This is a genomic window from Mesorhizobium sp. P2_D6, from assembly GCF_056404315.1.
On the sequence record NZ_JBFUEG010000008.1, the window covers coordinates 65,366 to 89,305 of the forward strand.

General features: G+C 63.6%; 23 protein-coding genes. 6 read left to right on the plus strand and 17 right to left on the minus strand.

The annotated features are described in order from the left end of the window. Position 1: 1 nt before the first annotated feature. Entirely contained in the window at positions 2-1,210 is a 1,209-nt protein-coding gene (locus tag AC1D1L_RS18310) for an MFS transporter (RefSeq protein ID WP_477342890.1), read from the minus strand. Positions 1,211-1,365: 155 nt separating this feature from the next. Between AC1D1L_RS18310 and AC1D1L_RS18315 the strand changes: the two genes are divergently transcribed. After that, positions 1,366-1,941 (plus strand): TMEM175 family protein, encoded by a 576-nt coding sequence (locus tag AC1D1L_RS18315; RefSeq protein ID WP_477342891.1) that lies wholly within the window; start codon positions 1,366-1,368, stop codon positions 1,939-1,941. Positions 1,942-1,947: 6 nt separating this feature from the next. Here AC1D1L_RS18315 and AC1D1L_RS18320 read toward each other — a convergent pair whose 3' ends face one another. Next, positions 1,948-2,229: a hypothetical protein gene (locus tag AC1D1L_RS18320; protein ID WP_095773965.1), complete on the minus strand. Its 282-nt coding sequence runs from the start codon at positions 2,227-2,229 to the stop codon at positions 1,948-1,950. A gap of 134 nt (positions 2,230-2,363) precedes the next feature. On the opposite strand from AC1D1L_RS18320, the gene AC1D1L_RS18325 reads away from it, so the two are divergent. Continuing rightward, complete coding sequence (locus AC1D1L_RS18325; protein WP_477342892.1) at positions 2,364-3,230, plus strand: SDR family NAD(P)-dependent oxidoreductase; 867 nt, start codon at positions 2,364-2,366, stop codon at positions 3,228-3,230. 25 nt (positions 3,231-3,255) lie between these two features. On the opposite strand, the gene AC1D1L_RS18330 is transcribed toward AC1D1L_RS18325, so the two are convergent. The 4 genes from AC1D1L_RS18330 to AC1D1L_RS18345 all read right to left on the minus strand — a co-directional run bounded on the left by AC1D1L_RS18330 (position 3,256) and on the right by AC1D1L_RS18345 (position 5,866). Continuing rightward, a complete protein-coding gene (locus tag AC1D1L_RS18330) occupies positions 3,256-3,681 on the minus strand; it encodes a low affinity iron permease family protein (protein ID WP_477342893.1) in 426 nt (141 codons plus the stop codon). 402 nt (positions 3,682-4,083) lie between these two features. Next, positions 4,084-4,725 (minus strand): DapH/DapD/GlmU-related protein, encoded by a 642-nt coding sequence (locus AC1D1L_RS18335; protein ID WP_477342894.1) that lies wholly within the window; start codon positions 4,723-4,725, stop codon positions 4,084-4,086. A 69-nt stretch (positions 4,726-4,794) separates the two neighbouring features. Further along, positions 4,795-5,298, minus strand: coding sequence for a CreA family protein (locus AC1D1L_RS18340; protein ID WP_192258432.1), 504 nt, complete (start codon positions 5,296-5,298; stop codon positions 4,795-4,797). 61 nt (positions 5,299-5,359) lie between these two features. Further along, positions 5,360-5,866, minus strand: coding sequence for a cytochrome b (locus AC1D1L_RS18345; RefSeq protein ID WP_477342895.1), 507 nt, complete (start codon positions 5,864-5,866; stop codon positions 5,360-5,362). A 210-nt stretch (positions 5,867-6,076) separates the two neighbouring features. On the opposite strand from AC1D1L_RS18345, the gene AC1D1L_RS18350 reads away from it, so the two are divergent. The 3 genes from AC1D1L_RS18350 to AC1D1L_RS18360 all read left to right on the plus strand — a co-directional run bounded on the left by AC1D1L_RS18350 (position 6,077) and on the right by AC1D1L_RS18360 (position 9,575). After that, the gene (locus AC1D1L_RS18350) at positions 6,077-6,661 is read left to right on the plus strand and encodes an SCO family protein (RefSeq protein WP_477342896.1); all 585 of its coding nucleotides are present in this window, start codon (positions 6,077-6,079) and stop codon (positions 6,659-6,661) included. Further along, entirely contained in the window at positions 6,661-7,533 is an 873-nt protein-coding gene (locus AC1D1L_RS18355) for a 50S ribosomal protein L11 methyltransferase (protein ID WP_477342897.1), read from the plus strand. Before AC1D1L_RS18350 ends, AC1D1L_RS18355 begins: the two co-directional genes overlap by 1 nt. Positions 7,534-7,730: 197 nt before the next feature. Beyond that, positions 7,731-9,575, plus strand: coding sequence for an aminopeptidase P family protein (locus tag AC1D1L_RS18360; protein ID WP_477342898.1), 1,845 nt, complete (start codon positions 7,731-7,733; stop codon positions 9,573-9,575). Between the two features lie 151 nt (positions 9,576-9,726). On the opposite strand, the gene AC1D1L_RS18365 is transcribed toward AC1D1L_RS18360, so the two are convergent. Then, a complete protein-coding gene (locus tag AC1D1L_RS18365) occupies positions 9,727-10,023 on the minus strand; it encodes an AzlD family protein (RefSeq protein WP_192258437.1) in 297 nt (98 codons plus the stop codon). After that, positions 10,020-10,748 carry an AzlC family ABC transporter permease gene (locus AC1D1L_RS18370; RefSeq protein ID WP_477342899.1) on the minus strand — a complete coding sequence of 243 codons (729 nt, stop codon included), beginning with the start codon at positions 10,746-10,748 and terminating at the stop codon, positions 10,020-10,022. The genes AC1D1L_RS18365 and AC1D1L_RS18370 overlap by 4 nt, the downstream gene beginning before the upstream one ends. Before the next feature lie 123 nt (positions 10,749-10,871). Here AC1D1L_RS18370 and AC1D1L_RS18375 point away from each other — a divergent pair, with 123 nt between their 5' ends. Continuing rightward, positions 10,872-11,630 carry an SDR family NAD(P)-dependent oxidoreductase gene (locus tag AC1D1L_RS18375; RefSeq protein ID WP_477342900.1) on the plus strand — a complete coding sequence of 253 codons (759 nt, stop codon included), beginning with the start codon at positions 10,872-10,874 and terminating at the stop codon, positions 11,628-11,630. A gap of 18 nt (positions 11,631-11,648) precedes the next feature. Here the strand turns inward: AC1D1L_RS18375 and AC1D1L_RS18380 are convergent, their stop codons facing one another. The 9 genes from AC1D1L_RS18380 to AC1D1L_RS18420 form a co-directional block, all read right to left on the minus strand. Then, on the minus strand, positions 11,649-12,368 hold the full coding sequence (locus AC1D1L_RS18380; RefSeq protein WP_477342901.1) for a DUF2461 domain-containing protein: 720 nt from the start codon (positions 12,366-12,368) through the stop codon (positions 11,649-11,651). Further along, a complete protein-coding gene (gene ligA, locus AC1D1L_RS18385) occupies positions 12,341-14,545 on the minus strand; it encodes an NAD-dependent DNA ligase LigA (RefSeq protein ID WP_477342902.1) in 2,205 nt (734 codons plus the stop codon). The genes AC1D1L_RS18380 and ligA overlap by 28 nt, the downstream gene beginning before the upstream one ends. A 147-nt stretch (positions 14,546-14,692) precedes the next feature. Next, positions 14,693-16,366 (minus strand): DNA repair protein RecN, encoded by a 1,674-nt coding sequence (gene recN / locus AC1D1L_RS18390; RefSeq protein ID WP_192258441.1) that lies wholly within the window; start codon positions 16,364-16,366, stop codon positions 14,693-14,695. A 196-nt stretch (positions 16,367-16,562) separates the two neighbouring features. Beyond that, entirely contained in the window at positions 16,563-17,432 is an 870-nt protein-coding gene (locus tag AC1D1L_RS18395; RefSeq protein WP_112560393.1) for an outer membrane protein assembly factor BamD, read from the minus strand. Positions 17,433-17,695: 263 nt separating this feature from the next. After that, the gene (gene lpxC, locus AC1D1L_RS18400) at positions 17,696-18,643 is read right to left on the minus strand and encodes a UDP-3-O-acyl-N-acetylglucosamine deacetylase (protein WP_112560392.1); all 948 of its coding nucleotides are present in this window, start codon (positions 18,641-18,643) and stop codon (positions 17,696-17,698) included. 275 nt (positions 18,644-18,918) lie between these two features. Continuing rightward, positions 18,919-20,571 (minus strand): cell division protein FtsZ, encoded by a 1,653-nt coding sequence (gene ftsZ / locus AC1D1L_RS18405; protein ID WP_477342903.1) that lies wholly within the window; start codon positions 20,569-20,571, stop codon positions 18,919-18,921. Between the two features lie 66 nt (positions 20,572-20,637). Then, positions 20,638-21,945, minus strand: a complete 1,308-nt coding sequence (ftsA, locus tag AC1D1L_RS18410; protein ID WP_477342904.1) for a cell division protein FtsA — start codon at positions 21,943-21,945, stop codon at positions 20,638-20,640. Then, on the minus strand, positions 21,942-22,883 hold the full coding sequence (locus AC1D1L_RS18415; protein WP_477342905.1) for a cell division protein FtsQ/DivIB: 942 nt from the start codon (positions 22,881-22,883) through the stop codon (positions 21,942-21,944). Before AC1D1L_RS18415 ends, ftsA begins: the two co-directional genes overlap by 4 nt. Further along, positions 22,871-23,797, minus strand: coding sequence for a D-alanine--D-alanine ligase (locus AC1D1L_RS18420; protein ID WP_477342906.1), 927 nt, complete (start codon positions 23,795-23,797; stop codon positions 22,871-22,873). The genes AC1D1L_RS18415 and AC1D1L_RS18420 overlap by 13 nt, the downstream gene beginning before the upstream one ends. Positions 23,798-23,940: the final 143 nt, after the last annotated feature.

The window sequence follows — 23,940 nt, forward strand, 5'->3', positions numbered from 1 at the left end:
CTCAGCGCGCGTATTTTGCGCCGAACCCCAATGCGATTACGGAGAAGAGAGTGATCATGCCGGCAAAGGCCAGGCTTGCCGTCGTCGGGCTGCTCCAGTTCGACAACAGGCCGATGCCGATGACCGGCAGCGCATTGCCGCAGAAGCAGCAGATGAAGAACGCCGACACCACTTCGGCGCGACGGTCGGCCGGCGCGATCTGGTTCACCACCTGCAAGCCGCCGCGATAGCCGAGCGCGGCCGCCACGCCGCAGAGAGTAGTGGCGACAATCATCAGCGACATCGAGGCAAAAAACTGAGCCGCGACGACCAGCGCCACTGCGGGGATCATCAGTGCCAGCGCCGCCAGCATGCCGGCACGGCTGGGCAGTCTGGTCGTGGCCAGAATTGTGGCTGCGGCCACGATCGACAGTTCGAAGAACAGCCCGCCTGCTTCGGCATGGTTGGCTACATGCAGCTGCTGCGCCAGAATGCTCGGCGCCAGCGCTGCATAGAAGCCGACCAGCGCCATGGCGCCGAGGCCGGTCACCGCCGGCGCCACAAAGGCGGCGCGGATATCGGCAGGCACCGACAGCCGTGGCCGCAGCGAAACATCGGCCAGTCGCCCAGGCTGCAAGACGGTTTCACGCGTGCGCCAGATCAGCAGCGTTACCACGACAAGCACCGCCAGATAGACCGTAAACGTCAGCCTGAGCGGCCAGGGCGCATATTCGGCGAGCAGCCCAGAGGCCAGCGCGCCAAGGCCAAGGCCTACGAAGTTGGTGCTGGTGGCGATGACAGCCGCGCGCGACTTGTCTTTGCCTTCGATCAGCTCGGCAAGCCAGGCCGTGCCTGTTCCCGCACCGATGCCTATGCCAAGGCCGCTCAGGATGCGGGCCGCATCGAGCCAGGCGACATTCTCGGCCAGGAGGAACACCAGCGCGCTTACCACCGCCACCGCCATCGATGCCAGCGCCGCAGGACGGCGGCCAATGCCGTCGGACAAGCGTCCGAACATCAGCAATGCGCCGAGATTGCCGACGACATAGACGGCGTAGACCAGCGTCAGCGTGATCTGCGAGAAACCGAAAGCCTGCTTGTAGATGATGTAAAGCGGCGTCAGCGCCGTGCTGCCGGCGAACAGCGCCGCGATCATGGCGGCAACCGCAGTCATCGCGGCACGGCCGCCGCGTTCATGGCCGCGTGTCGTCGTCTCGGCATAGCTGGTCATAGCAAACTCCGGCCAGTTGCCCCAACGCCCCGATCGAAGCCCAACGTCTATGTAAGGATTGCCGTTCCGCCTGCCGAACCCGCTCCTGACAATCTTGTCAGGATGGTCTTGCACGAAATCCTCCCGTAACGTCCGTCCAACGAGAGGGAGGAACCATGGGTAAAGGCAGGGTCGAGGCATTCACGGATGGCGTCGTCGCCATCATCATCACCATCATGGTGCTGGAGCTGAAAGTGCCGCATGGCGAGGATCTTTCCGCGCTGGCGCCGCTGTGGCCGATCTTCTTCAGCTATGTCTTGTCGTTCATCAATGTCGGCATCTACTGGAACAATCTGCACAACATGTTCCACACCGTGCAACGCGTCGACGGCCGCGTGCTGTGGGCAAACCTCAATCTTCTGTTCTGGCTGTCGCTGATCCCGGCGACCACGGCCTTCATGGGCGAGAATCATTTCGCGCCGGTTCCTGTCGCCGTCTATGGCGTCGACCTCGTGCTGTGTGGGGTCGCCTACAGGATTCTTGTGACCAAGCTGCACCATCTGCATGGCAACGAGACCGCCTTCGCCAAGGCGCTGGGCAGTGACCGCAAGGGCAAGATTTCGGTGGCGCTTTACATAACAGCCGTGCTGCTGACGTTCGTCAACCAGTGGATCGGCGTCGCGATCTACTTTCTGGTGGCTGCCGTCTGGTTCGTGCCGGATACGCGGTTTTCAAGGGTGATCGAAAAGTAGCTGGCGCTACTTGCGCATGGCCTTCAGCTTTTCGGCAACCGACGCCGCGAGGTCGGCATAGCGCTCCTCCAGCCGCTCCGCCGCCTTGATGATCGAAAAGTCGTGGCCGAATTTCTCCAGCGCCATGCGCAATTTCTCGACGAACTCAGCCTGTTTTTCCAACGCCGAAAACAGCGTCTTCACCTGGGCTTCGCTGATATCGGGATTGGCCAGCATCTGCGGCACCTCGCGGCCCATCTGGTCACCGGTGGCGGTCTGCTCCTTCAGGATTGCAATCCAGTCGGTCAATCGGTCGATCTCCTTCGATGGCAGGCAGCATGCGCAGCGCCCACCGCTCCGGTCAACCCGAAGCCACGGCAACGGGCTTGCCTGGGCCGCGTCTGGCGCTAAGTTCGGCGCAACCCCAAAACAAGGACCTGACCATGACCAGCGATGCCGAAATCCAGTCCGCTCTGCCCTCCCTCAGCCCAGGCAATGTCGCCGTTGTCACCGGCGGCGCCAGCGGCATCGGCCTTGCCGCGGCCAAGAGGCTTGCGGCGATGGGCATGAGACTGGTGCTCGCCGACATCGGCGGTGCGCGCCTCGATGCGGCCCGCCAGGCGGTCGCCGCGATCGCCGGCGAGGATGCCGTGCTCGCCGTCGCCACCGACGTCTCGAAAGCCGACGAGCTCGCCCGGCTGGCGGAAAAGACGCACAGTGCCTTCGGCACTGTTTCGCTGCTGATGAACAATGCCGGCGTCGGCAACAATCCGGGAAAGCCCTGGGAAAACGGCGACGCCTGGAAGCGGCTGATCGACATCAATTTCTGGGGCGTCGTGCACGGCGTTGAGGCCTTCGCGCCAGCCATGCTGGCGTCGGGCAAGCCAGGCCTGATCGTCAACACCGGCTCCAAGCAAGGCATCACCACCCCGCCCGGCAACCTCGCCTACAACGTCTCCAAATCGGCGCTGAAAACCTTCACCGAAGGCCTGGCGCATGCACTGCGCAACGAACCGGGCGCCAAGGTCGCGGCGCATCTTCTCATTCCCGGCTTCACCTTCACCGGCATCACCGAGGGCGCGACCGAAAAACCGGCCGGCGCCTGGACCGGCGAGCAGGTCATCGACTTCATGCTGGCCTCCCTCATGCGTGGCGATTTCTACATCCTTTGCCCGGACAATGAGGTGAAGCGGCCGACGGACGAAAAACGCATGGCCTGGGCGATCGGCGACATCATCGAGAACCGCCCTGCCCTCTCGCGCTGGCACCCTGACCACAAGGACGCTTTTGCGGCCTTCATGGAGCGCTGAGCAGCGAATTCAGGCAAAGCTGGACTCAGGCAGCGCGCTTTTTCGCAGTGCGCTTCTGGGTCACGGCTTTCTTGGCGGCCAGTTCGGCGAGCTCGGTGTCATGTCGTTTTGCCGCGCGTTCGCATTTGTCCCTGATTTCCTCGACCTCGGTTTCGGTCAGATGCTCGATGCCGATGAAATGGTTGTGGCCCTTGCCGACCCGGATCAATTCGTCGAGCTTGGCCTGGACCGCGGCGCCGTCGCGGTTCTGGGTGTTCTGGATCAGGAACACCATCAGGAAGGTGATGATCGTCGTTCCGGTGTTGATGACGAGCTGCCACGTATCGGAGAAGCCGAAGAACGGTCCGCTGACCGCCCAGACGATGACGATCGCGCAACAGCCGACAAAGGTCAGCGGCAGCCCGGCCAGATGGGCAACCGTGTTGGCGATCTTGGTGAACAGCTTTTCCATTATTCAAAAAATCCCTCAAGAGGCCCAGCCGATCGGAGCCGCATTCATCGCTCCAGCCAGAAACAACCGGCAGCCGCTCCCGGTTCCCTGGCGCAAGCGATATCGCGGCTACAATTGAATACACGCCAAAAGCGCAGCACCCTGAAAAGCCGCCTTATGGGTTTCCTGCCATAGTCGCCATGCAGGCCGGAGAGCCTGTTCCTTCCGCTTCACAGCGGTTTATCTACAAAGCCCCTTCCGCTGCGCCACCCCCGCATAGCGGAAGGGGTTCCTGCCTGAGAGCCATCCCGGAAGCGACAGCCGCACTGTCTCAGAATTTCGGCGCCAGGATATCGACCAGCCAGTCGATGAAGACGCGCACGCGCGGCGAGAGCTGGCGGCATGCTAACCCGACCGCCGCGCTCAGGAGCGCTCTTGCTCCCAGCGGTCGAGAAAATGCTCGATCGGCAAGGCCTGCATGTCGGGAACCGCTTTGGCGAGTTTTTCCGGGGGCCAGTCCCACCAGGCGAGGCTTTCGATCCGCGCCGCGATCTCAGGCGTAAAACGCCGGCGCAATGGCTTGGCCGGCACGCCGGCGACGATCGCATAGGCCGGCACATCCCTGGTCACCACAGCATTGGCGCCGACGATGGCGCCATTGCCGATGCTGATGCCGGGCATGATGACCGCGCCATGGCCGATCCAGACATCGTTACCGATGCTGACGGCCTTTGCCTGCCGCCGTGCGCGAAACGCGGCATCGACACCCAGCCAGCGGAAATACTCGTTCGGGCGGTAGCTGAGCTTGTGCTGCGTGACCCGCTCGATCGGATGCTCCAGCGCGTTGATGCGGCTGTTGGCGGCGATCGAGCAGAATTTGCCGATCGTCGTGTAGATCGCCTCGGCGTGGCGCTCGAAATAGGAGAAATCGCCGACATTGACCTCGCGCAGCACCACCCGCTCGCCGATCGAGGCATAGCGGCCGAGCTTGCACGCCTTCAGCTCCGCGGTCGGATGGATGCGCGGCTCTGGGTCTTTGAGGACAAGGTTTTCAGTACGGTCCATGGCGCGGATTTACCTCCGCGCAATTGCGGAAGCAATTGTCCCGCGGCCAAACAACCCACAGAGTCCGCCCTATTTCGGCTGGCCGTTGGTCCACACCACGCTCTGACCGAACAGCGGCACGGTGGTTACCGACATTTTCGCCGAGCCGTCCTGCACCTGGCGTGAATGCGAGAGATAAATCAGCGTCTGGTTTTTCTTGTCGTAGATGCGGTTCACCACCTGCTTCTTCCAGATCAGGCTGATGCCTTGCTTGAACACCTCTTCGCCGCCTTCGCTCATGTCGATGTCGCCGATGGTGATCGGCCCGGTCTGGCGACACGAGATCGACGAATCCGATGGGTCCTCGAACCAGTTGCCTTTCTGCAGCCGGTCGATGACGCCGCGGTCGAAATAGGAGACGTGGCAGGTGATGCCGTCGACCTTCGGGTCCTTGATCGCCTCGACGATGATGTCGTTGCCGAGCCAGTCGACGCCGACCTTGCCGACCTCCTCGGCTGCGGCAGCGCCGGCGCCGAGGACAATGCATGCGGCCAATGCGCCACCGATCAGTTTCTGCCCAATCCGTCTCTGCAAGGGAGCCTCCTCAGGTTCTGGTTGCCGACCACAGGTGGGGCGAACTGCCCGGCTTTGCAAGCTAGGCCTGCCGGAATGCCAGCATCCGCCGCAGCACGTCGGTCTTGAAGACGAAATGCTGAACCAGCGCGCCTGCCGAATGCAAGAGCACCACATAGAGCAGGATGTCCTTGCCCAGCACATGCGCCAGACTTGCCCCTGGCACACCAACAAACCATGCGGCGGTGCCCGAGAGCGGGACGATGAAGATGAGGGCGTAGATAACGAAATGCACCGCCTTGGCGAGCAGTTTCAACACCGGATGCTCCATACCCGATACCGGCGGAACGCCGCGCGTCGCCCTGAGCCAAAGCCGCCACGCAGCCAGAACCAGCACGGCCAGGCCGATCACGACATGCATATAGGCCAGCGGCACGTCACTGGGCGACGCCTCCTGCCCCCTGCGAAAGGCACGCCACACATGCTCCATGCCGTCATGGGCGAGGAACTGGATCAGGATCAGGGCAGCAATGCTCCAGTGCAGCCAGATCTGGGTCTTTGAGTAGGAAGCCACAGACATATCCGACATTGGCTGGTTCCACAGCAAGAGAACAGACCGTCAAGATAGGTAGAGGCCTGAATCGGTCAAATTGCGGTTGGTAACTCCGGCCACGTGCGAGGCAGCATCGAGAGTGGGTTGCGGCAACGCGGCATCTTTGCCTTGACCGCCGCTACCGGCTAAGACTGCCGCCGCAGGCGCCAATCCGGCGTCCATCAAAATCACGACGGACACTTCCCGATGATGCGTGCAATCCTGGTCGGCATTCTGGTTCTGATGGCGGCCGGCATCGGCTGGCTCACCTTCGACTGGTACAAGGGCCATTATGGCGGCGAGCCGTTCGGCGCCCCCTTCACGCTGGTCGACCAGAAAGGCGCACCGATCACCGAAGCTGCCTTCAGGGGCCATCCCAGCGTCGTCTTCTTCGGCTTCACCCACTGCCCGGAAGTCTGCCCGACCACTCTGTTCGAACTGGCCGGTTGGCTGAAGACGCTGGGCGACGACGGCAAGACCCTCAACGCCTATTTCGTGACCGTCGACCCCGAGCGCGACACGCCGCAGGTGATGAACACTTATGTCAGCAATTTTTCCGACCGCATCGTCGGCATATCGGGCGATCCCGACAAGGTGCACGCGATGGCGAAGTCGTTCAGCATCTACTGGAAAAAGGTCGACACCGGCGACGGCGACTACACGATGGACCACACCGCCTCGGTGCTGTTGTTGAATGCCAAGGGCGAGTTCGCCGGCACGATCGCTTACGGCGAGAGCGCCGACACGGCGATAGCCAAGCTGAAGCGGCTGGCGGCTGGCGCCCAAAGCTGATGACGCAGACCAGGCTGCATTTCACCGCCGGGAAGGTCGAGGCCGACAGCATCTTTGCCGCGCTCGAAATGGCTTTCGAGGATGAAGGCCTGCCGCTCGCCGTGCTCGAAGTCGACGAGGACCGCGACATCCATGAAGTCTCGCTCTATGCCGACGGCGATGTCGACGCGGTCGAGGCACGGCTGAGAGATATCCTTTCTGGCCTTTCCCTGTCGAAGCCGATCGAACGCGAGGTCTTGCCCGACATCGATTGGGTGGCGCGTTCGCTGGAAGGGCTGAAGCCGGTGCGCGCCGGGCGTTTCTTCGTCCATGGCGCGCATGACCGCCGGAAGCGCCATAGCGGCGAACTCGCCATCGAGATCGAGGCCGGCCTTGCCTTCGGCACCGGCCATCACGGCACCACGGCCGGCTGCCTGGAAATGCTGGAACGGGTCGTGCGGCGCGAGCATCCGAAAAATGCTCTCGACCTCGGCACCGGCAGCGCGGTGCTGGCGATCGCCGTCGCCAAGCTGGCGCATATTCCGGTGCTGGCGACCGACATCGATCCGATCGCCGTCAGGGTCGCCGCCGCCAATGCCCGCCTCAACCACGTCAAGGCGCTGGTCGAGACCGTAACGGCGCCCGGCTTCCACCACCCGATCTTCGGCAAGCGCGCGCCTTTCGACCTCATCGTCGCCAACATCTTGGCGCGGCCGCTGGTGCGGCTGGCGCCGGAAATGGCCAGGCATATCAGCCTCGGCGGCTCGATCGTGCTGTCCGGCATCCTCGATCGCCAGTGCAACGCGGTGATCTCGGCCTATGTCGGCCAGAATTTCCGCCATGTCAGGACCTTGCATCGCGAAGGCTGGGTGACCATCCACCTCAAGCACTAATGCATGTCGCTCAAAAGTGGTCCCGGTTTTGAGACGACGACATGCATAAAATAAATACTTAAAGCGCGTCGCCTGAATCCGTTCAGACGCGACGCGCTTTAAGTCGAGCGCTTTGGACCAATCCGCTCTTTCGAAAATCGATTCCGGTTTTCGGGGGCATGCGCTACGCTCAAGCCAAGCACCTGAGGAGGCCTATCATGTTCCAGACCTTTGACTCCGCCGGCGATCCCAGCGTCGGCAAGCCGCGCGTGAAGCTGCTGCGGCGATGGCTGGCGGATAATGGCCTCGATGGTTTCCTGGTGCCCCGCGCCGACGAGCACCAGGGCGAGTATGTCGCCGACCGCTCGGCGCGACTGAAATGGCTGACCGGCTTCAGCGGCTCGGCCGGCGTCGCCCTTGTGCTGCGCGACCGAGCCTTCATGTTCGTCGACGGCCGCTACACGCTGCAGGTCCGCCACGAAGTCGATCTCGACATTTTCGCCATCGAGAGCCTCGTCGACAACCCGCCAGCGTCCTGGATCAAGGACAATCTCGGCAAGGGCGCGCGACTTGGCTTCGACCCCTGGCTGCACACGATCAACGAGGTCAAGGCGCTGAATGTTTCGGCCGAGCAATCCGGCGCCACGCTGGTTCCGCTCGACAAGAACCCGATCGATATCATCTGGAAGGATCAGCCGGCACCACCGGTGGCGTCGGTCGAGATCCACCCGATCGGCTTTGCGGGCGAACTGGCCAAGGACAAGCTGGTGCGGCTGGCAGCGGCGATCGCCAAGGACGGCGCCTCGCACGCCGTGCTGACCGACCCCTCCTCGATCGCCTGGGCCTTCAACATTCGTGGCGGCGACGTGCCGCACACGCCACTGGCGCTCGGTTTCGCGGTCCTCGCAGCCGACGGCAAGCACCAGCTGTTCATGGACCAGCGCAAGTTTTCGCGCACCGTCGCCGCCTATCTCACCCAGCTTGCCGGCTTGCATGAGCCCGGCGAATTCGAGGCGGCAATCATCGCCCTTGCCAAAGGTGGCGCAAGGATCGCGCTCGATCCGGTGCTGGCGGCCGAAAAGCTCAGAATGCTGGTCGAGGACAATGGCGGAACCTTTGTTGCCGCGCCCGATCCCGCCCGCATACCGCGTGCCACCAAGAACCAGGCCGAAATCGCCGGCAGCCGCGCCGCGCATCGCCGCGACGGGGCGGCGGTGGCAAAGCTGTTGTGCTGGCTGGAGCGGCAGAAGCCAGGCTCGCTCGACGAAATAACGGTCGTCACCAAACTGGAAGAGACGCGCCGTCAGACCGGCGAGGAAACGCAGATGCCGTTGCGCGACGTCTCTTTCGACACCATTTCCGGCGCTGGCCCGAACGGCGCCATCATGCACTATCGTGTATCGCGCGCCACCAACCGCAAACTCGCGGCTGGCGAGCTGTTCCTGCTCGATTCTGGCGCCCAATATCAGGACGGCACGACAGACATCACCCGCACCGTACCGATCGGCCAGCCGACCGAGGAGATGCGCGAACGCTTCACGCTGGTGCTGAAGGGCATGATCGGCATTTCGACGCTGCGCTTTCCCGCCGGCACGCGCGGCTCGGAAATCGACGCGGTGGCGCGCATGGCGCTGTGGAAGCATGGCTGCGACTTCGCCCACGGCACCGGCCATGGCGTCGGCTCCTACCTCGCCGTGCATGAAGGGCCGCAGCGCATTGCCCGCACCGGGACCGAGAAACTCCTCGCCGGTATGATGCTGTCCAACGAGCCCGGTTACTACAAGGAAGGTTCTTATGGCATCCGCATCGAGAACCTGATCCTGGTGACACCGGCCGATCAGGTCGATGGCGGCGACATCGCCATGCACAGCTTCGAGACGCTGACGCTGGCGCCGATCGACGTCAGACTGATCCGCACCGACCTGCTGCACCGCGACGAATTGCGGTGGCTCGACGCCTACCACGCGCGCGTGCTGGCTGAGATCGGCCCGATGCTCGACGGCGAGACGCTGGCCTGGCTGGAGAAAGCAACCGCCCCGCTGCCGCACGACGCCAAGATCTGAGGTGAGCTTCTTTCTCCCCGTTTACGGGGAGTTGAGGAGCGGTCAGCGAAGCGGACGAAAAGCCAATTGCTTGGCTTTTCGAGTGACGAACGCCGGCAGGGCAATGAGGGGCAGCGCCGACAGTTCGAAACGATTGGGACGGCAGATTTGCCTACCCGACGAACTGCCGCGCCAGGATCAGCACCACCGCACCGGCCAGAAACATGGCCATCAGCCCGCCGCGCAGCGAGACCACAGCGGCGACAACCAGTGCCGCCCATTCCGCCGGCCCGGCGCCAAGGGCCGCCGGCGCCACCAGCGTCGTCAGCACCGCCGCCGGCACGGCATTCAAACCCGCCTCGACGCGCGGATGGATATGGTCGAAGCGCGAAATCACCAGATGGCCGCCGACACGCGTGAGATAGGTGGCGATCGCGCCGGCAATGATGATCCAGAAGGTGGTGCTCATCGCTTTGCCTCCACGCCGCTGTGGTGCGGCGGCAGGATCACCGCCAGAAGCACGCCGGCAACGGCGCCGATGGAAACGTGCCAGGGCGAACCGACCGTCTTGTAGGCGATGATCGACGCGGCGGCGCTCGCAATCACTACCGGCAGCCACAGTGGCCGCTTGCGAAAACCCATGACCAGGCCGAGGAAATAGATCGGCAGCAGGAAGTCGATGCCGAGCGCGTGCGTGTCCGGGATCAGCTTGCCGAACACCGCGCCCAGCGCGCTTTCGATGCCCCAGAACACATAGACCGGCAGGCCCAGCCCCATATACCAGGCAAAGCCAACGGTCTCGCCGGCTTCGGCTTTGCGCTCGGCCACCGCGAACTGTGGATCGGTGAGCACGAAATAGCCAAACGCCTGCTGAATGACAGGCCAGTGCGCGATGCGCCGGCCGATGCTGGCGGAGTAAAGCACGTGGCGAAAGTTGACCGCGAAGATCGACAGCACGATCAGCCATGGCGCGACATGCTGGCCGAACAATTCGATGCCAACCATCTGGCTGGCGCCGCCGAAGATCAGCGCGCTCATCGCAAAAGCTTCGAGAACGGAAAAGCCATTGTCGACGGCAATGGCGCCGAACAGCAGCCCAAACGGCGCCGCGGCAACCACCACTGGCATGGACAGGCGCACACCGTCCCAGAAATCATTGGCCACAGAATTTTCGGTTAAGGTCTCTGCCGACATGTCACATTCCCAGCTCGCGCTGCTATGTAGGAGCCGGCGGCTGAAAAGTCAGACGAATTCGCTTGAGGCAACAAATCAGCGAAACTGATGTCAGGGATCGCAAAAGCACACGAGGGGTTTCAGATGATCGCTTATGATTTCACCGGCAGGCATGCCGTCGTCACCGGCGCCGGCGGCGGCATGGGCGAGGCGATCACGCTGGCGTTGCTCGATGCCGGCGCGGCGGTCACCGCCATCGACGTCAAGCCGCGTCCGGCCTCGCTTGCCGCCTATGATGACAAACTTACCTTCGCCCAGGGCGACCTCACCGACGCAGCCTTTGTCGAACAGACCATCGATGCTGCCGGCCGCTCGCGTGGCCGCATCGATTATCTCGCCAATGTCGCCGGCGTGCTCTGGTTCGGCCGCGACAAGTCCGCCCTCGAAATGGATCTCGACGTCTGGGACCAGGTCTTCAACATCAATCTGAAGTCCTTCGTACACACGGCGCGAGCGGTCGTTCCGCACATGCGCGCGGGCGGGCGTGGCGGCGCCATGGTCCATTTCTCGACCATCCAGTGGTATCGCGGCGACCTAACCCCGCAGGATGCCTACCAGGCCTCCAAGGCCGGCGTCTGTGCACTGTCGAAGTCGCTCGCCATGCAGTTGGCGGGCGATGGCATCCGCTCCAATTCGATCTGCCCGGGCATGGCGCTGACGCCGCTGCAGGCGCGCTGGGACACCGAGGAAAAGCGCGCTGCCGTTGCCAATTATGCGCCGCTCGGCCGCATCGGCACGCCGCAGGACATGGCCAATGCCGCGCTCTTCCTGCTTTCCGACGCAGCGAGCTACATCACCGGAATCGAGCTCGCCGTCGACGGCGGTCTTTTGATGCGGATGTAGCCGCGTAGTGTGCCTGGACTAGCTCCGCAGCGCGGTGCCCTGGATCGCCCTGCCCCAGTCGAGCAACGGCTTGGCGCGCAAGGTGAAATCGACAAGCTCGTCGACCAGCGCTGGCGCGTGGATGCCGGCCGGATCGATCATGTGCTGAACATAGAAGTGCCGGTTGCGGATGGCGTCGACAAGATCGGGTTCGTTGACCTGCTCGAAGCCGCGCGGCGTGCGCTTCAACCGACCCTCGGTTTCGAGTTCGAAGCCGTTTTTCTTCAGCGTTGAAAGCAGTTTTCGGAACTCGGCTGGCCGGGCGATAATCGCCTTGCGCATCGCCAGCAGCAGGGGCGGCTCCGGGTTCCACCAGGCAACGTCGGCAAAGCAGCGGTCGATCCCGACATAGACGAAGAACACGCCCTGCTCCATCTTGGTGCCGTCCGGCGACAGCATGGCCGACAGATGCTGGTTGTAGGGCCGTTTGTCCTTGGCAAAGCGCACGTCGCGATTGATGCGAAACAGCGACTTCTTGCGGTCGCCGCGCAAGCCCAGACCCGCCGCTGCAAAGCGCTCGGTCAGCGTCTCGACTAGATCGCAGAACGGCTCGTGCAGTTCGCTGTCGTAAAGCGCCCGGTTTTCCTGGAACCATTCGCGGCTCTGGTGGAAGTCGAGCGCCTTCAGGAACGGAATGGCCTTCTGGCCAAATCCTTTGAACGAGCCGCCGGTCACGCCTTGCCGACCCGTTGCAGCCATGTGTCCTCGTCGATGACTTCGACGCCGAGTTCGCTGGCAAGCTTTAGTTTGGAGCCCGCGCCCGGCCCGGCCACCAGGAGGTCGGTCTTCGCCGACACCGAACCTGCTACCTTGGCGCCGAGCCGTTCTGCCATCGCCTTGGCTTCGGACCGGGTCATCTTTTCCAGCGTGCCGGTGAAGACGATGGTCTTGCCGGCAACCTCGCTGTCGGCCGAGAGGGTGACGATGTACGGCTTCGGCTTGACCTGCTCGAGCAGTCTGTCGAGCACGTCGTCATTGCGCTCATTGCCGAAGAAATCGCGCAGCGCATCGATCACCGTGTCGCCGATGCCGTTGATCGAGGGGAAAACACTGTGCGGGTCTTCCGCCGCTGCCGTCTCCTTGCCGACGCGGATCAGCTCCTCGATGGTTGAGAACGTCTTGGCAAGCACGGCGGCCGTCGTTTCGCCGATATGGCGGATGCCGAGCGCGAAGATGAAGCGGTCGAGTTCCGGCTCACGGCGCGAATCGATTGCCGCGAACAGCTTGTCGAGGCCTTCATAGTTGCGGTCCTCGACGCCGCGCACATTCTTGCGCGCCTTGCCCGATGCCGCCTCGCGCTGCCTCGCCTGCTCCTCGCGCCGCTCGGCCAGCGCTCTGGTGACCGCCGGCCGGCGATCCCTCAGGGTAAAGATATCGGCGGCGGTCTTGACCAGCCCCGAATTGAAGAACAGGTCGATGTTTTCGGCGCCGAGACCCTCGATGTCGAGCGCCCCGCGCGACACGAAATGGCGCAGCCGTTCCACGGCCTGCGCGGCGCAGATCAGCTCGCCGGTGCAGCGTCGGCGCGAATCCTCCTTGCCGGTCTTCTCGTTGACCTCGCGCGTCGCCGGCGAGCCGCAGACCGGACAAATGTGCGGGAATTCGTAAGGCACCGCATCGCCCGGCCGCTTGTCGATGACGACGCTGACGATCTGCGGAATGACGTCGCCTGCCCGTTGTATGACAACCGTGTCACCGATGCGCACATCGATGCCGTCGCGGATCGGCAGGCCGTTGCTGTCGAATCCCTTGATGTAATCCTCATTGTGCAGCGTCACGTTTTCGACCACCACGCCGCCAACCGTGACCGGCGCCAGCCGCGCCACCGGCGCCAACGTGCCGGTGCGGCCGACCTGGATATCGATCTTCTGCACCGTCGTCATCGCCTGTTCGGCAGGGAATTTGTGCGCAACTGCCCAGCGCGGCTCACCGGTCACGAACCCCCAGCGACGCTGCAATTCCAGCTGGTCGACCTTGTAGACGACGCCATCGATGTCGTAGCCCAGCGATGAACGCAGCTCCTCGATCTTGTGATACTGCGCGATGAGATCCTCGACAGACTTCGCCCGCACCATCAGCGGGCTGACCTTGAAGCCCCATTCGGCGAATTTCTGCACGGATTCGTACTGCGTCGGCGCGGGATCTGCCGTCGTGTAGCCCCAGGCATAGGCGAAGAATTTGAGATTGCGGCTGGCGGTGACGGAGGCATCCTTCTGGCGCAGCGATCCGGCAGCCGTGTTGCGCGGATTGACGTAGTCCTGGCCGCCGACCGCCGCCGAGCGCGCCTTCAGCGCCTCGAACTCCGCATAAGTCATGTAGACCTCGCCGCGTATTTCGATGGTCTCGGGCCAGCCCGATCCTTTCAGCTTGGCTGGAATGTCGGCGATGGTCCTGAGATTGGCGGTGATGTCTTCACCCACCGCGCCGTCGCCGCGCGTGGCGCCCTGAACGAACATGCCGCGTTCATAGCGCAACGACGCCGACAGCCCGTCGATCTTCGGCTCGGCCGTAAACGCGATGTCGAGATCCTTGTCGCGGTCGAAGAAGCGGCGGCCACGTTCGATGAAATCGGTGACGTCCTCGTCGGTATAGGCCTTGGCGAGGCTGAGCATCGGCACCGCATGGCGCACCTTGGCAAAGCCTTCGGCCGGCGCGGCACCGACCCGCAGCGAGGGCGAATCCTCGCGCACCAGACCGGGAAAGCGCTCTTCAATGGCAAGGTTGCGCCGCCGCAGCGCATCGTACTCGGCGTCCGTGATCGTCGGCGCGTCCTCGGCATGGTAGCGCCGGTCGTGGCCGGCGATCTCCTCGGCCAGCCGCGCAAGCTCATCCGCGGCTTCGCTTTCGCTCAACGATTCGACTGGTTTTTCAGACATGCGGCGCGGTCCTCGAATTCTGGTGGGCCACTATAAATCAGGATTTGCCGGCAGCGAGATAGGCTGTGGAAAAATCAAACCCGAACAGCAGGATGTCGCCATATCCTGACTCTTTCCGGAAAAGCCAATTCGGGCATCTGCCGGTTGTTAAGCCGCCGCCGTGTTCTCGCGCAGCAACCGCTCCGCCGCCGCGCGCGCCTCGTCTGTAATGGTGGCGCCGGCCAGCATGCGTGCGATCTCCTCCTGGCGCGCCGCCCGGTCCATCTCGGCGATGCCGGTGGCGACCTTGTCCGAGCCGCCGGATTTGGAGATCAGGAAATGCGTCGCCGCACGTGCCGCCACCTGCGGCGCATGGGTGACGGACAGCACTTGCACCCGAGTCGACAGCCTGGCCAGTCTTTGGCCGATGGCATCGGCCACGGCGCCGCCCACCCCGGTGTCGATTTCGTCGAAGACCAATGTCGGCGCCGAGCCACGGTCGGCCAGCGCCACCTTGAGCGCCAGAAGGAAGCGCGACAGCTCGCCGCCGGACGCAACCTTCATCATCGGGCCGGGCCTTGTGCCGGGATTGGTGCGCACCCAGAACTCGACCTGGTCGATGCCTTCTTCCATGCGGTTTTCGCCATCGCTGGTCAGCCCGACGATGAACTCGGCCCGCTCGAGCTTCAGCGCCGGCAGTTCGGCCATGACAGCCTTGGTCAGGCCGATCGCAGCCGCATGGCGAAGCGAGGACAGCTGGGCCGCCGAAATGTCATAGGCCTCGCGCGCCGCGGCGGCCTGTTTCTCCAACCCATGCAGACGTTCCTCGCCGGCATCGAGATCGGCAAGGTCGGCCGACATCGTGTCGCGCAGCTGTGCCAGATCGTCGACCGCCACGCTGTGCTTGCGTGACGCCGCGCGCAGCGAAAACAGCCGCTCTTCCGCTTTCTCCAGCCGCTGCGGATCGTATTCGGTGGCGCGCAGCGCCGCCTCGACACCGGACTGTGCCGCATCCAGCGACAGCATCGCCTCATCGAGCGACTTCACCACATCCTCAAGCAGGCCAGGTGCTTCGCTGGCCTTGCGCTGCAGGCGCCTGAGCAGGCTGGCCAGTTGCGGCAGCGGCGAGGATGGACCTGACAGCACATCCTGCGCGTCGTGTATTTCCGAGGCGATCTTTTCCGCCCGCATCATCGTGGCGCGCAGTTCGGCCAGTTGCGTTTCCTCGCCGGGCTGCGGATCGAGCTTGGCCAGCTCGGCCACCGATGCCCTGAGATAATCGGCCTCGCGCGCCGCCGCCTCGACCTTGGCGCGATGCCGGGCAAAGTCCTGCTCGCAGCCGCGCCAATAGCGCCACGCCTCGCCTGTCGCGCGGGCGGCACCAAGATGGCCGCCAAAGCTGTCCAGCAATTCGCGATGCGCGCCAGGATCGACCAGGGCCCGCTCATCATGCTGGCCGTGGATCTCGACCAGCGCGTGGCCGATGTCGCGCATCAGTGTGACACTGGACGGCTGATCGTTGACGAAAACGCGGGTGCGGCCATCCGCCGTCTGCAGCCGGCGCAGGATGATGTCGCCGTCATCCTCGATGGCGTTTTCGGCAAGCAGCGCACGCACCGGATGGTTGCGCGGCACGTCGAACACGGCGATGACCTGGCCCTGGGCGGCGCCATGGCGCACCAGCGAGGCGTCGCCGCGCGCGCCGAGCGCCAGCGATAGCGCGTCGAGCAGGATGGATTTGCCGGCGCCGGTTTCCCCGGTCAGCACGGAAAGGCCGGGCTGGAAGTCGATATCCAGCTTCTCGATCAGGACGATATCGCGGATCGACAGTCTGGAAAGCATCAGAACCCGAACCTATCGCATGTCGCCCCAAGCGGACCGGTTTGGGACAACGGCATGCACAAAACCAAGACTTAAAGCGCGCGACGCGCCTCAATGCGGCATGCGACTTGTGGAGTCGCAGCGCCGCACTATCTTTTTGTTTGAGCGTCGGATCAATCCGAAAAGCGCTGAGATCGCTTCAGGCGATGCTCAGGCGTCAGGCGCCGGTGATCAGCTTCCCGGCCTTGGATATCCACGATCCGGCATTCTCGCGCGGCTCAAGCCCATTGCTCTGCAAGAGCTTGTAGGAATCCTTGTACCACTGGCTGTCGGGATAGTTGGTGCCGAGCACGGCCGCGGCCGTCTGCGCTTCCGAGGTCAAGCCCATCGCGTAGTAGCTCTCGGTCAGGCGCGCCAGCGCCTCTTCGACATGGCGGGTGTTGGAATAGTTTTCGACCACGTTGCGGAAGCGCTTGACGGCGGCGATGTATTCGCGCCGTTCGAGATAGTAGCGGCCGATCTGCATCTCCTTGCCGGCGAGCTGGTCGTTGGCAAAACGGATCTTTTCCTTGGCGTCGTCGACATATTCCGAAGTCGGCCAGCGCGTCACCAGATCCTGCATCGTCTGCACGGTCTGGCGTGCTTCCTTCTGGTCCTGGGTGACGTCCTTGATCTGGCGGTAGTAGCTCAGGCCAATGATATACTGGGCATAAGCGGCGTCGTCGGTCGACGGATAGAGCGTAAGATAGCGCTTGGCCGAGCCGATCGCCTCGTCATAGTGGCCGGCGCGATAGTCGGCGAAGGCGCCCATCACCATCGATTTGCGGGCCCATTCGGAATAGGGATGCTGACGGTCGACGGCGTCGAACTTCTTGCTCGCCTCATCCAGGCGGCCGGCGTTGAGATTGGCAAGGCCTTGATTGTAAAGGACGTCGGCCGGTTCGGTCTGGTCGACATAGGTCGACAAATCGACGTCTTTCTCGGACGACATGCAGGCCGACAGGAACAGCGATGGCACAACTATCGAAAGCGCCAGGAAAACAGCCCGATACGGCGCTTTCGATTGACCAACTCGCGTGAAGAACATGATTGGATTGCGCCCTTTCGGCGTTATTTCAATGCCTTTCGCATGGCGTTCCCTCAAAACTGGTCCCCACTTTTGAGCGACATGCGTCTAATCGACGGCAGCAGCCATAAACCATAACTGTCTTGCCCAGCAACGCTATGTCTAGCCAATCGCACATTTTTGTGGCGGCTTGGTGTTGCCTCGAAAGCTATGCGCTTTCACCGGTCGGTGATGCATCCGTGCAACACCAGCCAGCGCTCAGAAAGCCAGAAAATCGTTAAGAATCAGATCACCCAGGGCGCAAAGACGGGACCGGTGACGGCGCTCATCTCGGCGGTGCGGCCGCGCTCGCGGCGTGTGGTTTCGACGACCTCGAAGGCCGAACGGTCGGACAGCAGGCGCCGCAACGCTGCGGCGTTCATCCGGTGGCCGCCGCGATAGGAGCGGAAGCAGCCGATGAAACGGGCACCGGCCAGCGCCAGATCGCCCATCGCGTCCATCGTCTTGTGGCGAGCGAATTCATTGGGATAGCGCAGGCCACCCATATTGATCACCCGATTGTCGTCGCCGATCACCAGCGAGTTCTCCAGCGAGGAGCCCAGCGCATAGCCTGCCGCCCACAGCCGCTCGACATCCTTCATGAAACCGAAGGTGCGGGCACGCGCAATGTCCTGGCGGAAGACGTCGGGATTGATGTCGGAGGCGAACAGCTGACGGCCGATCGCCGGGCTTTCGAAATCGATCTCGACCTCGAAGCGCGTGCCGCTATAGGGCCTGAATTCAGCCCAGGACGCGCCGTTCTCGATGCGAACCGGCTTGACCACCCTGATGTAGCGGCGCTTGACAGCCAGCGTCTCGATGCCGGCCTGGTCGATGGCTTCCACGAACGCCACCGCGCTGCCGTCTAGGATCGGAACCTCGTGGCCGTCGATCTCGATGACGATGTTGTCGATGCCGAGTCCGAAGAGCGTCGCCATCAGATGTTCGACGGTGGCGATATGCTCGCCTGCCGGATCGCCAAGCATGGTGCAGAGATCGGTCGCGCCGACTTCGGCGACCAGCGCACGGAACTCACGGCTCTCGCTTCCGGTCGAAAGGTGGAAGACGACGCCCGTGTCAGCGTCCGCGGGGAGGAAATTGACGGTGACCGGTTTGCCGCTGTGAACACCGGTACCTGTTAGCGTCGCACGCGATCGAAGTGTCGTCTGGTAGTCTTGCAAGACAAACCCCATAGCCCATAACGCCCATGTCCGCTTTGAAGCCCCGAAGGGCGCGGCTCTTGATTATCGGCAGGCAGGGCCAACTCCCCGAATCCCAGCACACCGAAAGTGCTGCGGCAAAGATAGTGGCCCGTCAGGGAGACTCCAAATCACGGTTTCTTACTCTGTGTAACCGCGACCTGCTGCGAGCGTCACATCGTAACACCTTGTTATTAAATCACTTTAAGCGTTAACAGGCAAACGATCTCTCGTCTGCCTGTTAACAAGTGTTACATACCGTTAACGGTTCAGTTGGCCTGGCGGCGCAGGAACGCCGGGATCTCCAGCTGGTCGTCTTCCTGGGCAGACCGGGTCTGCGGAGTCAACCGGCCCTGATCGTCGAGCTGGCCACGGCGCGGCGCATAAAGCTGCGGATCCTGGCTGGCAAGGCGGCGCATTTCGGGCGCTGCCTGGCGTAGTTTCGGTTCGCGCGGCTGTGCCGGCTGCAATCGGGCCGGCTCTTCCTCGCGGCGCGTCAGTCCGTTGGTCAGCCGCTTGAGCAGCCCCATCGGCCCGCTGTTTTCATGGTCGGCCGGACGGCCCTTGGCTTCCACCTCGGCCTTCACCACCGGCGGAAAATCCTCCACCCGCGGCATGCGCTGCGGCGCGGCAGCCACCGGCTGCGGCATTTCCCGCAGCGGCGCCGGCTGCATCACCTGCTGCACGACTGGCTGAGGCTGCGCCGGCGGGGCCTGGAAGATCTTGCTCTGCGGGCGGAAGTCCTCCGCCTGAGCCATCGGCGCCGGACGAGCCATTGCCGCAGCGTTGGCCTCGGCAAGCTGGATCGCCTCGGCGACCGGATCGGTCGCGCGCTGCTCATAAGTCGGCTGGACCGGCGCTGGCCGGCCTTCCGCGGCCGGAGCCGGACGGCTGACAGGCTTCTGCTGCGGTGGCACGGCGCGGATCGAGATCGGCACCGCGGCGATTTCGGCCGCCGACTTGTCGATGCCGGTGGCGACCACCGAGACGCGGATGACACCTTCGAGTTCCTCGTCGAAAGTGGCGCCGAGGATGATGTTGGCGTCCTGGTCGACTTCCTCGCGGATGCGGGTCGCGGCTTCGTCGACTTCGAACAGGGTCAGGTCGCGGCCACCTGTGATCGAGATCAGCAGGCCCTTGGCGCCTCTCATCGAGGTCTCGTCGAGCAGCGGGTTGGCGATCGCTGCCTCCGCGGCGGCCATCGCGCGGCCCTCGCCCGAAGCCTCGCCGGTGCCCATCATCGCCTTGCCCATCTCGCGCATCACCGAGCGGACGTCGGCGAAGTCGAGATTGATCAGGCCTTCCTTGACCATCAGGTCGGTGATGCAGGCAACACCGGAATAGAGCACCTGGTCGGCCATGGCGAAGGCGTCGGCGAAGGTGGTCTTGTCATTGGCCAGCCGAAAGAGGTTCTGGTTGGGAATGACGATCAGGGTGTCGACGCACTTCTGCAGTTCCTCGATGCCCATATCCGCCGTCTTCATGCGGCGCTGGCCTTCGAAATGGAACGGCTTGGTGACGACGCCGACGGTGAGGATGCCCTTTTCGCGCGCCGCGCGGGCAACGACTGGGGCGGCACCCGTGCCGGTGCCGCCGCCCATGCCGGCGGTGACGAAGCACATATGGGTGTTGGAGAGGTGATCGATGATCTCATCGATGCACTCTTCCGCCGCCGCGCGGCCGACTTCCGGCTGCGATCCGGCGCCGAGGCCCTCGGTGACATGCGCGCCGAGCTGGATCAACCGCTCGGCCTTCGACATGGTCAGCGCCTGCGCGTCGGTGTTGGCCACGACGAACTCTACGCCGCGCAAGCCCGCGGTGATCATGTTGTTGACGGCATTGCCGCCACCGCCGCCGACACCGAACACGGTGATCCGCGGCTTGAGCTCGGTGATGTCCGGCTTTTGCAGATTGATGGTCATTGTCTCCGTCCTTTGCCTTTCCCGCCGCTTCGCCGCCGCGGCCGCCTATGGGGCTGTCCCCGTCAATTAGAAACTGTCTCTCAACCACTGACTCATGCGATGCAGTTTTCCGCCCGTTCCGGTCATCCTGAGACCGGAAATTCCTTTCGCCGGATGGCTCTCGAAACTCGCCATCTGCGGATAGATCAGCAGTCCGACCGCCGTCGAGAAAGCCGGCCCCTTGGCGGCTTCGGGCAGCCCCGCCACACCGAGCGGGCGGCCGATGCGCACATTGCGTCCCAGAATTCGGCGCGCCGCCTCGGGCAGGCCGGCAAGCTGGCTGGCGCCGCCGGTCAGCACGACGCGTTTTCCCACGACATTGCCGTAGCCCGACTTGTTCAGCCGGTCGCGCAGAAGCTCCAGCGTCTCGTCGATGCGGGCGCGGATGATGCGCGTCATCACCGAGCGCGGGATCTGCAGCGGCATCTCGCCTTCCTCACCGATCGGCTGGATCGACACCAGGTCGCGGTCATCGGCACTGCCGGGCAGCGCCGAGCCATGCATCACCTTCAGGCGTTCGGCGGCGTCGAGCGACGTCGACAGGCCCTTGGCCATGTCCAGCGTCACGTGATTGCCGCCGATGGCAATGGCGTCGCCATGGACGAACTTGCCTTCCGAAAACACCGAGATCGTCGTCGTGCCGCCGCCCATGTCGATGCAGGCCGCGCCCATTTCGAGCTCGTCATCGACAAGCGCCGCAAGTCCGCTGGCATAGGGCGTCGCCACCATGCGCTCGACCGACAGATGCGAGCGGTTGATGCAGAGCTCCAGATTACGCAGCGGTGCGGCGTCACCGGTCAGCACATGCATGTCGACGCCGAGCTGGTCGCCGACCATGCCGCGCGGATCGCGCACGCCGCGTTCGGCGTCCAGCGAAAAGCCCACCGGCAGCGAATGGATCACGTCGCGCTCGGCCTTCAGCGCCTGCTTGGCGCCGGCGGCAAGTACGCGCTTGATGTCGGCCTCGTCGGCCTGATGGCCGCCAAGGTTGATGGTGGCCGAATAGGTTTCGCTCTTCAGCCGGCCGGCCGTCATGTTGACGATCAGCGAATCCACCGTCAGTCCCGCCATGCGCTCGGCGGCGTCGACGGACAGGCGAATGGCGTGCTCGGCGCGGTCGAGATCGACGACCACGCCCGACTTCACGCCTTGCGACTTCTGATGGCCGATGCCGATCACCTGGATGCGGTGCGAGCGGCCGCGCAACAGCTTGCCGTCCTCGCGCGGCTTCAGTTTCGCCACCACGCAACAAACCTTGCTTGAGCCGACATCCAGCACGGTCAGCGTGCCGGAGCGGCGCGAAGAGGCATCGCTGTTGCCGCCAAGCCAGCTCATATCTTCGTCTCCGACTTGCGCTTGAGGCTTTGCGGTTTTTCGTTGAGCGCCGCCTGGCGCTGCGTCGCCGCTTCCGGCGTCAGCTGCACGACCAGGCGATCGGAGATGCGCATGTCGACGGCGGCGATATCGCATGTCAGAAGACCGTTGTCATGATCCATCCGAACCAGCTCGGCGATCGCCTGGTCCTCGCCATCCTCGGGCAGTTTGACGGTGATGCCGTTTTCCAGCTTCAGGTCCCAGCGCCGCTCGCCGATGCGGATATAGCCTTTGACCCGCGCCGCGAGTTCTGGATACTTCTTGATCTTGGCCAGGAAGTCGGGCGCCTTGGCCGGCGCGCCGGTGCCGATGATCAGCGGCAGCAAGGCCTGCTTGCCGCCCGAGAACGGCGCGATCACCGCGCCGGAGCGCTCGATGACCGAAAGCTCCGAGCCCTGCTGCCAGAGCGCGAAGGGTTCGCGCTCCTCGACACGAACTTCCAGCGAATGCGGATAGACCTTGCGCACCGCCGCCACTTCGACCCAGGGCAGCGTATCTATGCGCTCGCGCGCTGCCTCGGCATCGAAGCCGATCAGCGACGTCCAGCCATCGAGTTCAAGCCGGTCCAGTATGTCGATCTCCGAGGTCTGGCGGTTGCCGACCACCTTGATCTGGTCGACGGCAAAGCCGGTGCGGGCGGTGATACTCTGGACGATGTCGTCGGCATGGCCGCCGAGAATGGCGCCATAGAGGCTGCTCGATGCGATGAGCGAAGCGGACAGGATGGCCGCGGAAAAGCGCGGCGCGACGAAGTCGCCGCCACCCAGGCGCGCCAGCACGCGCACCGGCCGGCGCAGCACGCGCGGCAGCACGAAATGGTCGAACGACAACGGCATGCCGAACAGCGCCGGCCCGGCGCCGCCCCTGCCCTTGTCCTGTCCCCATTTCAACGCAGACACGAAGCGTCCTCCACCATCCAACTCAACAGATCGCCGAACGAATGCCCCGCTTGGGCGGCGATTTCAGGCACCAAAGACGTCGGCGTCATGCCCGGCTGAGTGTTGATCTCGAGCCAGACAATTTCGCCGTTTTCGGAGTGACGATCGTCATAGCGGAAGTCCGACCGGGAAACGCCCCGACAGCCGATAGCCAGATGTGCCTTGAGCGCCAGTGTCTGTATTTTTTGGTAAATATTCGGTGAAATTTTAGCAGGGATTTCGTGTTTTGATCCGCCGGCGACGTATTTTGAATCATAGTCGTAGAAGGAATGGCCGGTCGGGATGATCTCGCAGACGCCGAGCGCCACATCGCCCATGACGGCGCAGGTCAGCTCGCGGCCATGGATGTAGCGCTCGACCATGACGGTCTCGCCATATTTCCATTCGGACGAGCCGATGACCTGCGGCGGATGCGACTGCCCTTCATGCACGATGACAACGCCGAAGCTCGAGCCTTCATTGACAGGCTTCACCACATAGGGCGGCTTCATCGGGTGCCTGTTCTGAATGGCGAAGCGGCTGGCAACCTTCGATTCCGCCACCGCGATGCCGGCAGCCTTGGCAACCTTCTTGGCCTGCTCCTTGTTCATGGCGAGCGCCGAGGCGAGCACACCCGAATGGGTGTAGGGAATGGCCAGATATTCGAGGATGCCCTGGATGGTGCCGTCCTCGCCGAACGGACCGTGCAACGCGTTGAAGACAACATCAGGCTTGAGCTCGCCAAGTACGGCGCCGACGTCGCGCGCAACGTCGACGCGGGTAACCTGGTAGCCTTCCTTCTCAAGCGCATCCGCACACGCCTTTCCCGAAGACAGAGACACGGGCCGCTCGGACGAGAATCCGCCCAGGAGGACAGCCACATGCTTGTTCTTCATTTCCCGTCATCCCTCTCACGGCGGGCCCGCAACCACGCATTCAGCGACCAGATGGAGTCCGAGTCTCCCGGCAGGTTGCCCCCCCCAGACGGAAAACGCGGTCGACGCGTCGAACGACTCAAATCAGGAAACGCTTTAGGGCA